Source organism: Modicisalibacter muralis (assembly GCF_900102945.1).
Taxonomy (GTDB): Bacteria; Pseudomonadota; Gammaproteobacteria; order Pseudomonadales; family Halomonadaceae; genus Modicisalibacter; species Modicisalibacter muralis.
The window spans coordinates 53,605-68,960 of record NZ_FNGI01000002.1 but is presented as its reverse complement, the minus strand read 5'-3'; the positions used below and the strand labels follow the sequence as shown (position 1 = coordinate 68,960).

Annotated in this window: 15 protein-coding genes; 3 read left to right on the top strand and 12 right to left on the bottom strand. The window is 63.7% G+C overall.

The window, feature by feature from the left end; genetic code table 11:
• Positions 1-8 precede the first annotated feature (8 nt).
• From BLR92_RS04900 to BLR92_RS04895, 3 genes are all read left to right on the top strand, one after another.
• The gene (locus BLR92_RS04900; protein WP_089726136.1) at positions 9-1,004 is read left to right on the top strand and encodes a DUF6708 domain-containing protein; all 996 of its coding nucleotides are present in this window, start codon (positions 9-11) and stop codon (positions 1,002-1,004) included.
• 81 nt (positions 1,005-1,085) lie between these two features.
• Entirely contained in the window at positions 1,086-1,937 is an 852-nt protein-coding gene (locus BLR92_RS19530) for a hypothetical protein (protein WP_139171571.1), read from the top strand.
• A gap of 217 nt (positions 1,938-2,154) precedes the next feature.
• Positions 2,155-2,391, top strand: coding sequence for a hypothetical protein (locus tag BLR92_RS04895; protein WP_175488722.1), 237 nt, complete (start codon positions 2,155-2,157; stop codon positions 2,389-2,391).
• A 97-nt stretch (positions 2,392-2,488) separates the two neighbouring features.
• Here the strand turns inward: BLR92_RS04895 and fabG are convergent, their stop codons facing one another.
• The 12 genes from fabG to BLR92_RS04835 are packed head-to-tail and all read right to left on the bottom strand — an operon-like array spanning position 2,489 to position 15,348.
• Entirely contained in the window at positions 2,489-3,214 is a 726-nt protein-coding gene (gene fabG / locus BLR92_RS04890) for a 3-oxoacyl-ACP reductase FabG (protein ID WP_089726910.1), read from the bottom strand.
• A gap of 10 nt (positions 3,215-3,224) precedes the next feature.
• Complete coding sequence (locus BLR92_RS04885; protein ID WP_089726134.1) at positions 3,225-3,704, bottom strand: hotdog family protein; 480 nt, start codon at positions 3,702-3,704, stop codon at positions 3,225-3,227.
• Positions 3,701-4,894, bottom strand: coding sequence for a beta-ketoacyl-ACP synthase (locus BLR92_RS04880; RefSeq protein WP_217636537.1), 1,194 nt, complete (start codon positions 4,892-4,894; stop codon positions 3,701-3,703). The genes BLR92_RS04885 and BLR92_RS04880 overlap by 4 nt, the downstream gene beginning before the upstream one ends.
• Entirely contained in the window at positions 4,887-5,519 is a 633-nt protein-coding gene (locus BLR92_RS04875) for a DUF3261 domain-containing protein (RefSeq protein WP_089726132.1), read from the bottom strand. The genes BLR92_RS04880 and BLR92_RS04875 overlap by 8 nt, the downstream gene beginning before the upstream one ends.
• The gene (locus tag BLR92_RS04870) at positions 5,516-6,814 is read right to left on the bottom strand and encodes an NAD(P)/FAD-dependent oxidoreductase (protein WP_089726130.1); all 1,299 of its coding nucleotides are present in this window, start codon (positions 6,812-6,814) and stop codon (positions 5,516-5,518) included. Before BLR92_RS04870 ends, BLR92_RS04875 begins: the two co-directional genes overlap by 4 nt.
• A gap of 13 nt (positions 6,815-6,827) precedes the next feature.
• Positions 6,828-9,152 (bottom strand): MMPL family transporter, encoded by a 2,325-nt coding sequence (locus tag BLR92_RS04865; protein ID WP_089726128.1) that lies wholly within the window; start codon positions 9,150-9,152, stop codon positions 6,828-6,830.
• On the bottom strand, positions 9,142-9,735 hold the full coding sequence (locus tag BLR92_RS04860; protein ID WP_175488725.1) for a LolA family protein: 594 nt from the start codon (positions 9,733-9,735) through the stop codon (positions 9,142-9,144). The genes BLR92_RS04865 and BLR92_RS04860 overlap by 11 nt, the downstream gene beginning before the upstream one ends.
• The gene (locus tag BLR92_RS04855) at positions 9,728-11,302 is read right to left on the bottom strand and encodes an HAL/PAL/TAL family ammonia-lyase (protein ID WP_089726127.1); all 1,575 of its coding nucleotides are present in this window, start codon (positions 11,300-11,302) and stop codon (positions 9,728-9,730) included. The genes BLR92_RS04860 and BLR92_RS04855 overlap by 8 nt, the downstream gene beginning before the upstream one ends.
• Positions 11,283-12,236, bottom strand: a complete 954-nt coding sequence (locus BLR92_RS04850; protein WP_089726125.1) for an LpxL/LpxP family acyltransferase — start codon at positions 12,234-12,236, stop codon at positions 11,283-11,285. Before BLR92_RS04850 ends, BLR92_RS04855 begins: the two co-directional genes overlap by 20 nt.
• The gene (locus BLR92_RS04845; protein ID WP_089726123.1) at positions 12,233-13,012 is read right to left on the bottom strand and encodes a glycosyltransferase family 2 protein; all 780 of its coding nucleotides are present in this window, start codon (positions 13,010-13,012) and stop codon (positions 12,233-12,235) included. Before BLR92_RS04845 ends, BLR92_RS04850 begins: the two co-directional genes overlap by 4 nt.
• Positions 13,002-14,780, bottom strand: a complete 1,779-nt coding sequence (locus BLR92_RS04840; protein ID WP_089726121.1) for an ApeI family dehydratase — start codon at positions 14,778-14,780, stop codon at positions 13,002-13,004. The genes BLR92_RS04845 and BLR92_RS04840 overlap by 11 nt, the downstream gene beginning before the upstream one ends.
• Complete coding sequence (locus tag BLR92_RS04835; RefSeq protein WP_089726903.1) at positions 14,773-15,348, bottom strand: COG4648 family protein; 576 nt, start codon at positions 15,346-15,348, stop codon at positions 14,773-14,775. Before BLR92_RS04835 ends, BLR92_RS04840 begins: the two co-directional genes overlap by 8 nt.
• Positions 15,349-15,356 lie beyond the last annotated feature (8 nt).

The window sequence follows — 15,356 nt, the reverse complement described above, 5'->3', positions numbered from 1 at the left end:
GAGGTTTCATGCAGAGCATTCGCACCTTCTTCGCCGATCTGTCCCAGCGGCTCGGCCTCGCCGACGAGGTCATCACCTTGTCGCCCAAGCGCCGCGCCGCCAACAAGCCGTTCCAACTCGGCGACGTTCAGGAGCAGAATGCCGTCTATCTCGATCTGGCCACCGGGGCGGAGTTCAGCAAGGGCGGGCTGACCGGCATTCTAGCCTTGGGTACTTTCTATACCATTCTTCTGCTTTCTAACTTGCTTTTCGAGGGAGCCGAAAAAGTTGAAACCTTCCTGATGGCAGTGGGTACCATTTCAGGATTAACTTTTGCTAGCTTTCTCATCGAGGTATTACTGCCCTTCCCTATGCCACTGCGCTTCAACCGGCGCACCCGCGAGGTGTATTTTCAGGACAAGGGCAAGCTCTATCACGTGCCCTGGGATGAAGCTATCGCCTGGATGCAGCAGACCCGCCAGGTCACCCAATATACCGGCGCCACGCGCATGACGCTGCTGCAACTGCTGATGCAGCGCTTTCGCCAGCCGCGCGAGGTGATCGCCATGCAGCTCTCGATCCCGCTCGGCAAGACGCCAGAAATCCAGGGCATGCTCTGGGAATACCTGCGCTGTTACATGGAGAAGGGGCCCTGGTTCGATGCACAGGGCGAGCCGCTGAAAGAGTCCAACCGAGGCGAGATATTGGCGAGCCGCACTGGCAAGAAGGCGGATCTTAGAGGTGCCTGGGAAAGCAGCAAGGAGGCAAGGGCGAAAGGCTTGGAGAGCGTTGGTTTCACCGTTTTTTTTATGGCTTTTATTATCCTTTTTTACCCATCCATGATCGTTCAGGATTGGACCACCGCCGTGGCCCGCTGGCGCTGCGAAAAGCGCCAATGGGATGCCCTGGTGCGCGAGCGCAGCCGCCCGAATGGCCCGACGACCCGACTCTACGATCTGGAACTGGCTGAGGGGCTGCATGATGGTTTGGAAACGCAGGCCAATCCCGCTGAAACTACGAGTTAAAACTTATGAAAAGAATCAGGAAATTATTCACTGCCCCCGAAAAACGCTATCAATTAATAAATAGTTAGAAGAGAGTGATGTATGCTTGGTTTTTTCGTGGGGATGGTAATGTACGCCCCAGCCATTCTTGGCATGTTCATCCTTCCTTGGGTATTGTGGAGGAGGCTAGACCAGCGTTTTTTAGAAAAACGCGGTGTACCATTTTGGGAAAAAGCTATCGTATATACAATAATAGCAATGCCACTTTTTGTCACACTTCAGATCCAAGATGTAGTGATGAAAGGGTTTCATATATATCCTACGGATTATGAAATTCGAAAGGCCAGAGAGTTTCGTCCGCGCGCGATACCATTCTCCTCTTTTCTACCATATATTCTTGGTTTGGTGGCTAGTCATTTCTTAATTCCAGCGGCTGTAAAAGTCTACCTTCCTTCTTTGTCCAATCGCTTCTCATCATTGCTCAATAAACTTTCAGGAGATAAGAGAGTTATACAAGAGTCAAGAGCGTGGCCTTGTGAGTTGCATTGCTTCGAGAGGGCGATTGAGAAGACAATACAGCCAAGTCGCTACAAACAGCATTATGAGCCTAGATTAATAACGAAAGAGTTTGGTTATAAAAAATCCAGCATTGAGATGTGCGATCTATTGCTAAAAAGCTTCCTCCATGCTCAATTTATTGTTGTTCTTCGCCGTCGTGTTGTTGGGCGCAAGCTGGTTAGGCGAGACCTATATCGCGTAAAAAGCACAGTGATAATTGCAGAGGATGAAGATTGCTTAGGTGGCATTCATTCTCGCGCTCCTGTTGCGAAAATCAGCGGTAATGATCTAGCAAAATTAATGGATAAACATTGGGGTATACTGGTTCATCAGCCTAAGTTTAGCGCTCTAATCGGCGAGGATATGATGAACAAATTACGCGTATTGCAACTTTGATTCGCTGCTTAAAATGCCAAAAACAACTGCATCATTACACAGAAAATAACGAGAAACTAGGGCGCTTCAATCTCGCTGAAACGACGCACTAACCCATGCGAAGCATCTGCACGTTCTACGCTGAGCCCACTCAGTCATTAAATACCGACGGCTATCGGGTAGATATCCCAGAAAACTACTCGATCAGTTTGGCGCGTAGCCTCGCCACCGCCTGACTATGCAACTGGCAATCCCGCGATTCACTGACGCCGAGCATGACCGGCAAACCGGCCGCGCCCCGCGCTACTGGCGCGATCTTGACCTCGATGCCTGGAAGCAGGGCGCGGGTGCCGCGCTGCATCAGGCGCAGCACGACTACCCCTGGCAACAGCGCCGCTGCCGATTGACGCCGCAGTTAGGCAAGGTGGCGCAAGATGAGTACGGCGCCATGAAAAGCATTCAGGGTGCCGTGTGAGCGAGGCAGTTCGAACGCCGACGGGTACTGCCGATATCCATCAAGGTGGGAAATCATTGGCGCAGGGGCTTCGACTCTTGTCGCTGTTGTGACTGAATCAGCAGATTCCCCCATTCACGGCGATGATCTGGCGGGTGATGTAGCTGGCATCCGGCGAGCATAGGAAACTCACCGTGGCGGCGACTTCCTCACCGGTTCCGGTGCGTTGCATGGGGATTATCTTCAGCGCTTCACCGTTCACGCTGTCTTCGGTCATATCGGTGTCGATCAATCCCGGTGCCACGCAGTTGACGGTGATTTTTCGCTTGGCCAATTCCACCGCGAGTGCTTTCACCGCGCCGTGCAGCCCGGCCTTGGCGGCGCTGTAATTGACCTGGCCGCGGTTGCCCATCAGCCCCGAAACCGATGACATCACCACGATGCGTCCCGCCGCGCGACGGCGAATCATCGGCATCACCAGTGGCTTGACCACGTTGTAGAAGCCATCGAGGTTGGTACGAATAACGCTATCCCAATCGTCGTCGGAGAGTGCCGGAAAGGCGCCATCGGCGGTAATGCCGGCGTTGCAGATGACCCCGTAATAGGCGCCATGCGCTTCGATGTCACGCTCGATGGCATCACGCGTGGCCTCGCGGTCGGCGACATCGAAGCACAGTACGCGCGCGTTGCGCCCCAGGTCGCGGATTTCTCCGGCTACCGCTTCGATGGTGTCGCCCCGCTGGCGGCAGTGCAACACGATATCGAAGCCATCGCGCGCCAGGCGCAGGGCAATGGCGCGGCCGATGCCACGACTCGAACCAGTGACTAGCAGGGTGTCGTTCATGGGGCGAAACTCATCGGTTGTCATCGAGGGCGTCATCGTTCGAATCGGGTTGGAAGACGGTCAGGCTGCCGTGGGCCAGGCGGATGCCATCGCCACCATGCAGCTCACCGTGAAAATGTCCGAGACCGTTATCGGCGCGAAATTCCAGGCTGACCGTCACGCGCAGCGTCTCGCCGAACGCGAAGCGATCCCGCGTCGTGGTGAAGCGCCGCGTACCGATCAGAAAGCCCGGCGCGGGTGGCTCGCCGCGCTGCGCGCCATGCCAGCCGGCCCAGGCGGCGACCGCTTGGGCCAGCCATTCGAGAGCGACCCAACCGGGAATGCCATCGTCGCGGGCGAAAACATCCTCGGTGCTGGGAGTGATCTCTGCGCTGAGGTCGTTATCACCGACGGCGACGATGCGATCCAGCAGGCACATACCCTGAGTCTGCGGCACGAAAGGCGCGATAGCACAGGGCAGTGCCGGGCTTGGCTCTGGATGAACGGTCATGCGTCGGCCCGCCCCAACAGCAAAGCGGCGTTATTGCCACCGAAGGCGAAGGAGTTGCTCAGCGCCAGCCGGGGCGGCTCACCTTGGGTATCCGTTACCAGGGGCAGTGTCGGCAATACCGGGTCGTAATAGCCATCGTAGACATGCAGCGGGCGCTTGCCATGGGTGAGCGCCAGCCAGCAGAAGGCGGCTTCGAGAGCGCCGGCGGCACCCAGAGTGTGACCGGTCAGCGCCTTGGTCGAACTGCAAGGCGGTGGCGTGGCGAACAGCTCGCTGACGGCCAGGGCTTCCATGGCGTCGTTATGCGCGGTGCCGGTGCCGTGAAGATTGAGATAGTCGACGTCATCGGGCTCACGCCCGGCCTGCGCTAATGCCGCACGCATCGCGGCCAGGGCGCCGCTGCCATCCGGCCGTGGCGCCGAGACATGGTAGGCATCGGCGCTCTCGCCGACGCCCTCGAGCTGAATACCGCCGGGCTCGCGAGTGACCACGAACAGCGCCGCGCCCTCACCGAGATTGATGCCACAACGGTTGGCCGAAAAGGGCAGGCTGGGTGCGTCGCTGATCGCCTCCAAGCTGGCAAAGCCATTCACGGTCAGCCGGCACAGGCTATCGGCGCCACCGGCGATTACCGCGTCGCATTCGCCCGAACGCAGCAGGCGCCGCGCACTGGCCAACGCGCGCGCACTGGAGCTGCAGGCGGTCGACAAGGCATACACCGGGCCTGCGATGCCTAGCCGCTCGGCGACGAAGCGCGCCGGCGCGCCCAGCTCCTGGCGCGAGTAACGAAAATCCTCGGGCAGTGGCGCTTCGCGACCGATGCTGGCCAGCGTCTGCTCGGTCTCGCCGATCCCCGAAGTACTGGTGCCGATGACCACGCCGATGCGTGATGGATCATGCGTGGCGAGGGTGTGGGTCAGCGTCTTGTCGAGACGCGCCAGCGCGACGGCCAGTAGCTGGTTGTTGCGGCTGCGATGTTCCATCGGCCAGTCGTGGGTATCGGGCAGCGGCGTATTGACCTGCCCCAGCGGCAGCGGGCGACCGGGCGTGAAGGCATCGCTGGTGAACAGGCCACGGCGCCCGCTGAACAATGCCCCGGCGACGCTTTCGAGGCTATCGCCGAGACCGCAGACGATGCCCGGCGCGGACAGGTGACAAGGCATTCTCGGCAAGGCGGCACGATCAGTCATGGTCGGGCTCCTGGTGGTCGGGCGCGTCGAGCGGCGAGATACGCAGCAGGTAGTGGCCCTGACGGTCGTCGAGCAATACCGTGCCGACAGTTTCGGCGCTTGCCGTGGCCGGGGCGATGCGAGCCACCACGTCGTCGTGATGGCGAATCATCCGCCTGCCATCATCTATCGCGACCGACCACTCGCTGCCCGCGAAGGCGTCGCGCAGGGCCTGGGTGGGCCACAAGCTCCATTCGAGCCGTGAAGCCAGCCATTCGGGCGAGATGGGTAGCGCTTCTCGCAGGGCCTCTGGCGGGACATCGCCGGGCACGAAACGGCTGCCTTCGCTGTCGTGTTCCAAGGTCACCAAGCGTTGGCCGAAAGGCGTCAGCAATACCGCGCGCAGGCGGTTATCACCAAGCTCGACCAGTCCGATCAACTCGCGCGTCGGCCGGTCATCGTCGTAGGGGATGAAGGTCAGGCGGCGCTTGAGCGTGCCAGCGAAGTCGACGCTAGCGAATGCCGGCGATGGCGCGGGTGATGGTCGCGTGGCGCAGCCGGCCAAGGCCATCGACAACAGCAGCGTCATCGATAGCCAGAGCCAGGCTCGGCTCTGGGCCGCCGGACGTCGGACTGGCTGGCTCATTGCGCGGTGAGCCCGGCCGCCGATGGGGAATGACCGCACAGTTGCGCCAAGGTGGCCAGGTGCTTGCGCGGCGCGCTGGCGAAGGGATTGTCACGATCCCAGGCGTAGCCGGCCAGCACCGCGCTGATCATGCGCTTGACATCGGCCGGTTGCGAATCGTGGAAGACGATCGACTGCAATTGGCCGTCGTACCAGGTATCGACGTAGGCGCGGAAAGTCTCCACGCCTTCACGCAACGGTGTTTCGAACGCGCTTTGCCAGTCGATCGTCTCGCCGCGCAATTGGCGGTCGACCAGCGGCGCGGCCATGCTCGCCGAACGCAGCGCCACTGTCACACCCGATGAGAATACCGGGTCGAGAAACTCCCCGGCGTTGCCGAGCAGGGCATAGCCGGGGCCATGCAGGGTGGTGACATCGGCGGAGTAGCCCTTGAGTTCATCCACCGGGCGTAGCGGGCGAGCCTCGCCCAGCAACGCGTGCAGGCGGGGCTCGGCGTCGATCAGCGCCTGCCAGCGGGCAGCGGGGCTATCGCCATGGCCGTTCAGGGTGTCGACATCGCCAACCACGCCGACCGACGCTCGCCCGTTGGCGAAGGGAATCAGCCAGTACCAGATCGAGGCGTCGCTGGGGTGTACGCCGATCAGGATCTTCTCGCGATCGTAGCTCGGGTCGTCGATGCGGTCCTCGACATGCGTGAACAGCGCCATGCGTGGCTCGAGGCGCGGGTCGCGGGTCAGATCGAGCTGGCGGGCGAGTACCCGGCCGTAGCCGCTGGCATCGAGAACGAAACGCGCGCTCAACGTCGAGGTCTGGCCGTGTTCGTCGACAAGGCTCAGGTATGGGCGCTCGGGGTCGGGGTGAAAGGCCGTGACCGTGACGCCGAAATTGACCCTGGCACCCTGTTCGGCGGCGGCCTGGATCAGGCGTTGATCGAAGTCGGCGCGCTCGACCTGATAGGTCGTTCCCCAGCCTTCGGTGAACTTTTCGCGAAAATCGATGGCGGTATTTACGCCACTCCGCGTGAAGGCCGCGCCGTTCTTGGATTGATAGCCGGCGGCTTGCACCGTTGCGAGCAGTCCGGCCTCGTCGAGATACGCCATGCATTGCGGCAGCAGGCTCTCGCCGATCGAAAAGCGTGGAAAATGACTGCGCTCGACGACATGCACGCGGTGGCCGAGTCGGACCAGGCGCGCAGCAGCGGCCGCGCCGGCCGGGCCGGCACCGATGATCGCGACATCCGTATCGGTCATGTTGGTTGTCTCTCCCTCGACGGTTTGATCGGCGTTATCGGTCATGAGAGTCCTCTCGTTATGAGCCCACGTGAGTCGGTCGAACCCAGGGCACCAGCAACCATACCGCGGCAAGACCCAGCAGGCAGGTCAGGCCGAGATGATGCAAGGCCGGCGTGGCGCTGAACGCCAGCAAGCCAAATGCCAGCAGGCTGGTCAAGGTCGACAGGCTGATCGCCAGCCAGGTCGACGGGCGCCGGGCATGTTCGACGCTGAAGATGCCTGCATCCAGGCCAATGCCCAGCACCAGCAACATGCCCAATTGGCTGAAAACGTTGAGCGGCACGCCGATCACGCCAAATATCGCCAGGACGATCAACACCGCGCCGGTGGGCGGTACCAGTACCCGCCACGCCAGGCCACGATAGCGCCAGGCCAGCACGATGGCCATGCCGGCCAATGCCATGCCGAGCCACAGCGCGATGTGTTCGCGCAACTCGCCGAGCAGGCTCGACAGGCGTTCGACGCGGTTGACGTAGACGACATTGGCGTGGCGCTCGGCAAAGGCCGTCAAGCGCCGCTCAAGTGCCGCCGACTCGACGCCCGACAATGGCATGACTGCCGCCATGTTGCCGGGCATGTCCGCTTGTGCTGCATCGATCTTTCCCAACCATAGCCGGCGATCGGCTTCGCCGATAGCGCTGCCCAGCCAGGTGGCGACGTCCAGTATCGGCACATCCTCGATGCGCGACCGGGCTCGCTCGATCACGCTATCGGGCAGGCCCGCTCGCGCTACCAGTTCGCTTAGCGGTTCGCTGTACAGCCGCTCGACGCGAGCCAGGTTGGCTTGCTGAACCGCTGGCGGCGGCACGCTGTCGGCCAGATTGGTATAGCGCAGCTCGACGCCCTCGGCGATCCAGCGATCGAGCGTGTCGCCGATCTCGGCCAGGCGGCTGAGCAGGGCAGGCTCGTCGGCGGCGCTCACCAATAGATAGCGACTGCCGGTGTCGCTGCCCATCAGGCGTTGAACCTGACGCTCCTCGGCGAGCATGGCGGGCGACGAGGGGTTGAGCAGCCTCAGGCTGTCATTGGCGGTCAATTGCCAGGCGGCCAGGGCGGCGAGTAGCCCGGCGCCGAGCAATGCGACACTCGGTGACAGCCGCCGGCGTGGCATGCTGATTCGCCATAGGCGTTCGGCGATTCGCGCGGTGGCGGGGTGAGCCGGCGCCACTAGCCTCGGCAGCCATAGCACCACGGTGAGCCAGGCGCCGAGTAGCCCCAGCGCGGCGAATGTCGCCATCTGGCGCAGCCCCGGCAAGGGCGTGAGCGCCTGGGCGAGATAGGCCAACAGGCTCGAGACCAATGCCAGCGCGAGCCCTGGCAGCAACGGACGCAGGCGAAAGCGGCTACCCGCCACGGCGCGCTCGCACTGCAAATGCAGAGCGTAGTCGATGGCGATGCCGATCAGGCTGGCGCCGAAGGCCAGCGTCAAAACGTGCAGTTGGCCGAACAGCGCCAGGGTCAGCGGCAGGGCGAGCAGTAGCCCACAGCCCAGCGGCAACAGCATCTGTGCCAGCACGCGTGGCGAGCGGAACACCACGAGCAGGATAATTACCAGACCGATCAAGGCGCCCAGGCCAATCGTGCTGATTTCACGCTTGGCCTGTTCGGCGCCGGCGGCGGCGTGAAAGATCAGCCCCGAGCGCAACAGGCCGGCATCGGGATGCGCCTGCTGGAAATCCTCGATAGCCGTGGTGAGCGCTTGCTGGGCGGGTAGGGAATAGGGACCGTCGGCCAGTTCACCGATCAGCAGCGCATAGCGCTGGCCATCGTCGGTGACGGTCAGCAGACCGTCGTGGGCCTCGACGGGGCTAGCGTCGCGAGCCGCCAGCCAGCGGCCGAGCAGGCCGAAAGGGTCGGCGACGAGCTGCGGCTGGCCGGCCGGCGAGAATAGCGAACGCAGCGCCGGAGCGACCAGTGACGCGCCGCCATAGGCATCGATGGTCTGCTGCAGGGCCGGAGTCAGCAGGCGGTAGCGATAGGCTCCCAGCGCTTCTCGCGGGTCGGCTTCGGCGAGATCCACGTCGCGCCAGATCAATCGTGACAGCAGCGGCGAGGCTCCACCGGCGCTGGATAGTCGCTCGGCCAGTGCACGCGTGGCACCGCGCAGGTCGGGTGCCGTCAGCAGTACCACGAAGCGGTTCTCGAAGCTGGTGCTCAAGCGCGCATCGGCGCGTTCGATCAACGGCGCCTGGCGATCCTCGGGCAGCATCGCGGTAAGCCGGGTGTCGGTCGGCAGGCCATCGCGCAACAGCCAGGTCGTGGCCAGCGCACTGAGTAGCAATACCAGGCCCCATGACCAGGCCAACGCGCGTGAATGACGCTCGTGAGACTCAGTCGGCATTGCTATCGCTGAGTGGGTGCTGGTCGAACAGGCGAACTTCGAGCACGTCGTCGTTGGCGGCATGCAAGGTCAGGAACTCGAGATAACGCCCACCTTGTAGCTCGATACCCGTGATGCGCTCGCGCAGCGCCGCCGATTTGGGCGTCAGCGTGACTCGCCAGTCGTCGACATCGCCGTCGATGGCGATCTCGAAGCGCTCGGCCAGCGCTTGCCAGTCGCCACCCAGCAAGCGCAGAAACAGCGCCGCCACCTGGTCGCGGCGGCGATCGTTGCTGGCGTTCGCCGACTCATCGATCACGCTGGCCGAGTCGGGGGTGAATACCAGGCGGTCCTTGACCGGTGCCTCGAGTACCCAGACCACGCGCTCGCCGCGCCGGTAGGTGAAGTGGCCGCGACTGTCGAGGGACGTATCGAGATCGGCAAGGTAGCGCTGCTGCTCGAATTGCCCTTCGATGGCCTTCGTTTGTCCCAACTGCGCTTGCAGGTCGTTAAGATCGAAAGCCAGCGCGGGCAAGGGCAGTAACAGCAGCAACACAGCCATCGGGCGCGCCAGTGACGGCCGCCGTGGTGAACGCTCACGCATAAAGCCTCCGCGCAATGGCCTGGAAATGGGCGCACAACTCACGCAGGTCGCTTTCCAGCGCGCGGTCCTCGCTGACGAAAGCGATGCGCTCGCGGCACTCGGCATGAAACGCCGCCAATGCCGGTGGTGGCGCCGCGCCGAGCGCACTGCGTAACTCCAGCCCCTGGCAGGCGGCGTGCAGCACGCCGGCAGCGACCTGCTCGGTCAGCGTCAGCACTCGCTGGGCGTCGCGCGCGGCGATGGTGCCCATGCTCACCTTGTCCTGGTTGTGGCATTCGGTGGAGCGCGAGAAGACGCTGGCAGGCATGGTCAGCTTGAGCGCTTCCGCGGCCCACGCCGAGACGCCGATCTGCACCGCCTTGTAGCCGTGGTTGAGCGGCGCGCGCTCGGCGCTGGCGCCACTCAGATTGGCCGGCAGGCCGTGGTTGTAGCGGGTATCGACCAGCAGCGCGAGCTGGCGGTCGAGCAGGTCGGCGACGTTGGCCACCAGGGTCTTCAGCGAGTCCATGGCGAAGGCGATGTGCCCGCCGTAGAAGTGGCCGCCGTGCATGACCTTGCCGGCGACCGGGTCGATCAGCGGGTTATCGTTGGCGCTGTTGAGTTCGCCTTCGATGAAGCCGCGCAGCCAGGCGAGGCTGTCTTCGAGCACACCGATCACATGCGGGGCGCAGCGTGTCGAGTAGCGGTCCTGCAGGCGCGACGAGTTACGCGGTGCCTGGGTGCAGTCTTCGCCGGGGTCGGCGGCATGCAGATCCTGGCGCAGCCTTGCGGCGACACGCTGCTGCCCGGCGTGCGGCTTGGCCGCGAACAGGTCGGCATCGAAATGGTACGGATTGCCATCCAGTGCCCAGACGTTCATCGCGGTGATCCGGGTGGCCAGCCGCGACAGGCGCTCGGCGCGGCCATAGGCCAGGCAGGCCAGCGCGGTCATCACCGCGGTGCCGTTCATCAGCGCCAGACCCTCCTTGGGGCGTAGGCGATAGGCACTAAGTCCGCGCTCGGCGAACGCCTCGGCGGTGGGGCGGCGGTGGCCCCGGTCGAACACCTCGCGCTCGCCGCACAGCACTGCGGCGAGATACGACAACGGCGTCAAATCGCCACTGGCGCCGACCGAGCCTTCGGCGGGAATCACCGGTATGACGTCCTCGTCGAGTAGCCACGCCAGCCGTTCGAGCAGCTCGACGCTGACCCCCGACACGCCGCGACACAGCGAGATCAAGCGCACCAGTACCACCGCGCGCGCGGCCTCGACGTCCAGTACGTTGCCAAGCCCGCAACCGTGAAAGGTATACAGATGCTGGGGCAATTCGGCGAGCTGCTCGGCGGGAACCACGCGGGTGCAGGCGTCGCCGTAGCCGGTGGTTACGCCATAGACCACGCCGTCTTCGTCGAGCAGGCGATCGAGAAAAGCCGGGCCGGCGTCGATGCGCGCACGAAACGCTGGATCGTCGCTGAGCACTACGCGGGTAAGGCGCTGGGCGACGTTCTGCACGGCTTCGATGGCAACTGCGCTGCCGTCGAGAATCAGCCGTGCACGGTCACTGTGTTCAGGAGTGGGTACGGTCATGGGTCTGCCAAAAGGGAAAGAAGTTGAACCATTGCAGTGGCTGCCGACGGCACTGGTCGGTCAGCCAATCCACGTAGCGCTGCATGGCGGATTCGCGCCAGGCGTCGCGATCGACACGCTTGAGCCGGGTGGTGTCGTCGAAGGGGCTAAACTCGACGCGATGCGCTTCGCCGTCGCGCAGGCAGCTCAGTGTATAGATGGGACAGCGTAGCAGCGTGGCCAGCCAGAACGGGCCTTCGGGGAACTCGGCCGGGGCGCCGAGAAACTCGAGAGAACGGGTGCGCCCGTCGTCGTTCAGCGGCACGCGATCCGCGGCGATCACCACGAAGCCACCGGCATTGATGCGCTCGGCCAGGCGCATCGCGGTGGCCGGAGTGATCTCGCTGACCTCGATGATTTCGGGTCCGCGCCGCAGCGTCGAGCGGTCGAGAAGCTGGTTGAACTTGAGGGCGTTATGGGTATGCATGAGCTGGGTGACATGGAAGTCGTCGCGCTTGTCGCTCATCGCGCTGCAGATTTCCAGATTGCCGATATGCGAGACCAGCATCAGCCCGCCACGGCCACTGCTGATCGCCTGGTCGAGACATTGGCGGTCTTCGTTCGACATCTTCAGCTCGATGGGGATTCCGCTCCAGGCGTCGATCTTGTCCATCAGCGACTGGCCGAACGCCAGGAAATGACGCAGGCCGACCCAAGTGCGCCAGCGCAGCGGTCGATTGCTATGCAATGGCCAGACCCGCTCCAGATAACGGCGCGATTCGCGGCGCGGCGGTGCATGGCAAATGTAGTAGTACAGCACCACCAGGCTCAGCATGACGCGAAACGGCAGGCGCCCGAGATGGCGACGGATCCATACCATGATGCGCATGGTGGATACCGAGCCATACTCTTGAATGCGCGCCCAGTGCTGGGGTGTGTCGTCGAGCGAACTCATTTGTGCATATTCCTTTTTGCCTTGGCAAGACGCGCCAACAGTGTCGGCAGACGCCACAGCATGATGCACAACAGCCGGGCGTGCATGGCGGCCAGTAGCAGGTTGTCACGCCATAGCGCGAAGTGCGATATGCCGTTACGTGGGTAATACACCCTCACCGGCAGATTGATGATCGGCAGGCCGGCCCATAGCCAGCGCACCGGAAGTTCGGTGTCGAATTGCATGCGATTACCGCACCCGTGGCGCGTGACCAGACGATTGACGGTGGCCAGCGGGTAGAGCTTCACACCGCACATGGTATCGCGTAGCTCGAACGATAGGGTACTCAGCCATACCAGCACATGCGTCGCGTAGCGCGAGTAGAAGCGCAGACGTGGCACGCTGGCGTCGAAGCGCGGGTAACCGATGCGCAGCCGCTCATCGCCGGCATGCAACCCTTCGAGAAAGGCGGGGAAGTCGTCGGGTTCATGCTGGCCATCGGCGTCCACCTGCAAGGCATGGGTGAAACCCAGCCGCGCGGCCTCGCGTAGCCCGGTCTTGACCGCCGCGCCTTTGCCGCGATTGGCGGCGAGGCGCACCAGTGAAACATCGTCGGCCATGGCCAACTCATCGAGCACCGCCGCGCACTCGGCGTCGCTGCCGTCGTCGATCAACAATAGCGGTACCCCGAGACGCCGCGCGCCCACGCAGGTATCGCCGATCGCGGCGGCATGGTTGTAAACGGGAATCAGCACGCAAGGCCGTGCCGTTGGCTTGTCGGCGTGCTCACTCGACATGCACCGCCTCCCGCTCATCGGCCGAATGCCCGAACAGCGCCTTGCCCGAGGCATAGGCGCCATGTCGCCCGTCGAGGCTGAAATCCAATCGCGCGCCCTGTGCAACGGGCGTTATCGCCAATGTCAGCGTCACGCGCTCCCCAGGCAGCAGCAGGCGCGCGAACTTGACCCGTTCGAGACGCTGGAACTCGCCGACAAGCTCCAGGTGTTCGCGGGCCAGCTCGCAGGCCCATTGCACCATGACCACGCCGGGCACCACCGGGCGGCTGTCGAAATGGCCCGGCAGATACGTCAGCCGTTCGGGAACTTCCAACGTGACCCGGCACTGCCTGTCGCCGAGTCGCTCGACACCCAGCCAGCGCGGCTGGCGGCGATCGTCGAGATCGCGAAACAACCGTGCCATCAACTCGGCGGAAAGCTTGCCTTGGGCGTTGGTCGGCCAGCTCTCGACGAAACGCCAGTAGCGCGGAATCACGGTCGGTTCAAAGGCGCCAAGCAGTTTTGATCGCAGCGCGGCGATCATCTCGCGGCGCGAGGCGTGATCGACGGGCAGGTGCTCGGCGCGGAGCTGGACGATGGCGCCGAGGCGGGTGTCATGGCGGGGTAGTGCCAGCGTGCGTGCCTGGAGCACCTCGGGATGCGCCGCCAGGGCGCGATCCATGCCGGTCAGCGAGAGCCGTTTGCCGCCCACCTTGATGATGCGATCGACACGCCCGAGTAGCCGAAAGCCGTCGCCTTCGAGCGCAATGCGATCGGCCTGGCGCTCCCATATGCCGGGCGACGGCAGGTAGGGCGAGCGCAGCCACAGGCAGCCATGGTCGTCGTCGCGCACCTCGATGCCGGGCAGCGGGGTCCAGCACTCGCCGCGTTGTTGCTGGCGCCAGGCGATACCGCCGGTCTCGGAGCTGCCGTAGATCTCGCTGACTGCAACGCCCAGCACGCCGTAGGCATGCTCGCTGGCGGCTTGCGATAGCGCTGCCCCGGAGGAGTAGACGCGCGCCAGCACGCTGGGTGCGGCTCGCCAATCGAGCTCAGTGGGCAGATGCTCGAGGGGTGGTGGGGCGCTGATCAACACGGCGCCAGGTGGGACTTGAGCCTGGACTTGGGAGTCGCCTTGGCGCGCATCAGCAAGGCGCATCAGCCAATTGGCGAGGGTTTCCGGGTAGCGGCAGGTAGCGCCGGCCAGCGGCGCGCCTTCGCATAGTGGGCGTAGAATGGCGAACAGCAAGCCATAGATATGCTGATGGCTGACCTGGCTGATCGTCAGACGACCTTCCAGTGGCCACAATTCGGCGTGGGTGGCGAGTTCGGCGTCGAGCTGAGCGAAGGTCTTGTCGATACGCTTGGGTTCGCCGCTGGAGCCGGAGGTATACAGCGAGACGGCGACACGCCCGGCCACCAGCGATCCCCAGCGCGGCTTGGCACCGCCATGATCAGGGAGATGGCCGTCAGCTACATCACCCAGCCGGCCGGCGGTCTGCGCGTCGAGCGCGGTGAGCGTTTCGGGGCGGTCGTCGGCGGGCAGCACGGCACTGTCGCCGCGCTCCCAGAGCGCGATCAGCGCGGCGGCGAAGTCGAACGGATCGCGATGGTGAAGCAGCCAGCGCTGGCCAGGGGCGGCGAGGCCGTCCAGGGTCGTCTGCCATGCAGCGATGCGAGCGTGCAGCTCATTCAGCGTGACGGCGGTGCCGGTATCGGCATGCCAGGCGACACTATGCATTGGCATGCCGTGTCGCCAGGGGGCGGATAGCAGCGTGTTGTCAGTCATGCCGAGCCCTCCGTTTGACACCTTGGCGTATGCACCATTCGATAGCGAACAACAGCGCCGACAGGACGTAGGCAATGCCGCCGTTGTAGAGCGTCCACAACGCTGGGTCGGCATAGAGCGCGGTCAACAGCGATAGCGTTCCGTTGATGGCGAAAAAGCCACACCAGACCTGCGTGACGCGACGTGTGTAACGCACGCCGCTGGGCGGCAGGTCGGGTTCCTGACGTCGCGCCAGGCGCTCGATCAGGGTCGGTGGGTGATAAAGACTCCATAGGAAGACACCCAGCAAGCCGGCGTTGATCAACACCGGCCAGGCGCGCACACCCAGCTCGGCATGACCGCTCCAGGCCAGGCCGGCGGCGCACGCCGCGAGCACGATACCCCAGCGCTTGTGGCCCGCCGGCAGTCGCCAGCAAACCAGCGCCACGGCGATAGCCAGCAGCGGCCAGGCCGGCGCGTGCGGCAGCAGTAGATGAACCAGCAGCGGCCAGGCCAAGGCCAACAGGCCAAGCAGCAAGGTGAGCGCAGACACCCGCGAGAGCGGGCGAGCGCTTGGCGATGCATTCATGGGTGATG

Coding starts and splice junctions, on each gene's coding strand:
- BLR92_RS04900 (WP_089726136.1), top strand. CDS start 9: ATGCAGAGCATTCGCACCTTCTTCGCCGATCTGTCCCAGCGGCTCGGC.
- BLR92_RS19530 (WP_139171571.1), top strand. CDS start 1,086: ATGCTTGGTTTTTTCGTGGGGATGGTAATGTACGCCCCAGCCATTCTT.
- BLR92_RS04895 (WP_175488722.1), top strand. CDS start 2,155: ATGCAACTGGCAATCCCGCGATTCACTGACGCCGAGCATGACCGGCAA.
- fabG (WP_089726910.1), bottom strand. CDS start 3,214: ATGAACGACACCCTGCTAGTCACTGGTTCGAGTCGTGGCATCGGCCGC.
- BLR92_RS04885 (WP_089726134.1), bottom strand. CDS start 3,704: ATGACCGTTCATCCAGAGCCAAGCCCGGCACTGCCCTGTGCTATCGCG.
- BLR92_RS04880 (WP_217636537.1), bottom strand. CDS start 4,894: ATGACTGATCGTGCCGCCTTGCCGAGAATGCCTTGTCACCTGTCCGCG.
- BLR92_RS04875 (WP_089726132.1), bottom strand. CDS start 5,519: ATGAGCCAGCCAGTCCGACGTCCGGCGGCCCAGAGCCGAGCCTGGCTC.
- BLR92_RS04870 (WP_089726130.1), bottom strand. CDS start 6,814: ATGACCGATAACGCCGATCAAACCGTCGAGGGAGAGACAACCAACATG.
- BLR92_RS04865 (WP_089726128.1), bottom strand. CDS start 9,152: ATGCCGACTGAGTCTCACGAGCGTCATTCACGCGCGTTGGCCTGGTCA.
- BLR92_RS04860 (WP_175488725.1), bottom strand. CDS start 9,735: ATGCGTGAGCGTTCACCACGGCGGCCGTCACTGGCGCGCCCGATGGCT.
- BLR92_RS04855 (WP_089726127.1), bottom strand. CDS start 11,302: ATGACCGTACCCACTCCTGAACACAGTGACCGTGCACGGCTGATTCTC.
- BLR92_RS04850 (WP_089726125.1), bottom strand. CDS start 12,236: ATGAGTTCGCTCGACGACACACCCCAGCACTGGGCGCGCATTCAAGAG.
- BLR92_RS04845 (WP_089726123.1), bottom strand. CDS start 13,012: ATGTCGAGTGAGCACGCCGACAAGCCAACGGCACGGCCTTGCGTGCTG.
- BLR92_RS04840 (WP_089726121.1), bottom strand. CDS start 14,780: ATGACTGACAACACGCTGCTATCCGCCCCCTGGCGACACGGCATGCCA.
- BLR92_RS04835 (WP_089726903.1), bottom strand. CDS start 15,348: ATGAATGCATCGCCAAGCGCTCGCCCGCTCTCGCGGGTGTCTGCGCTC.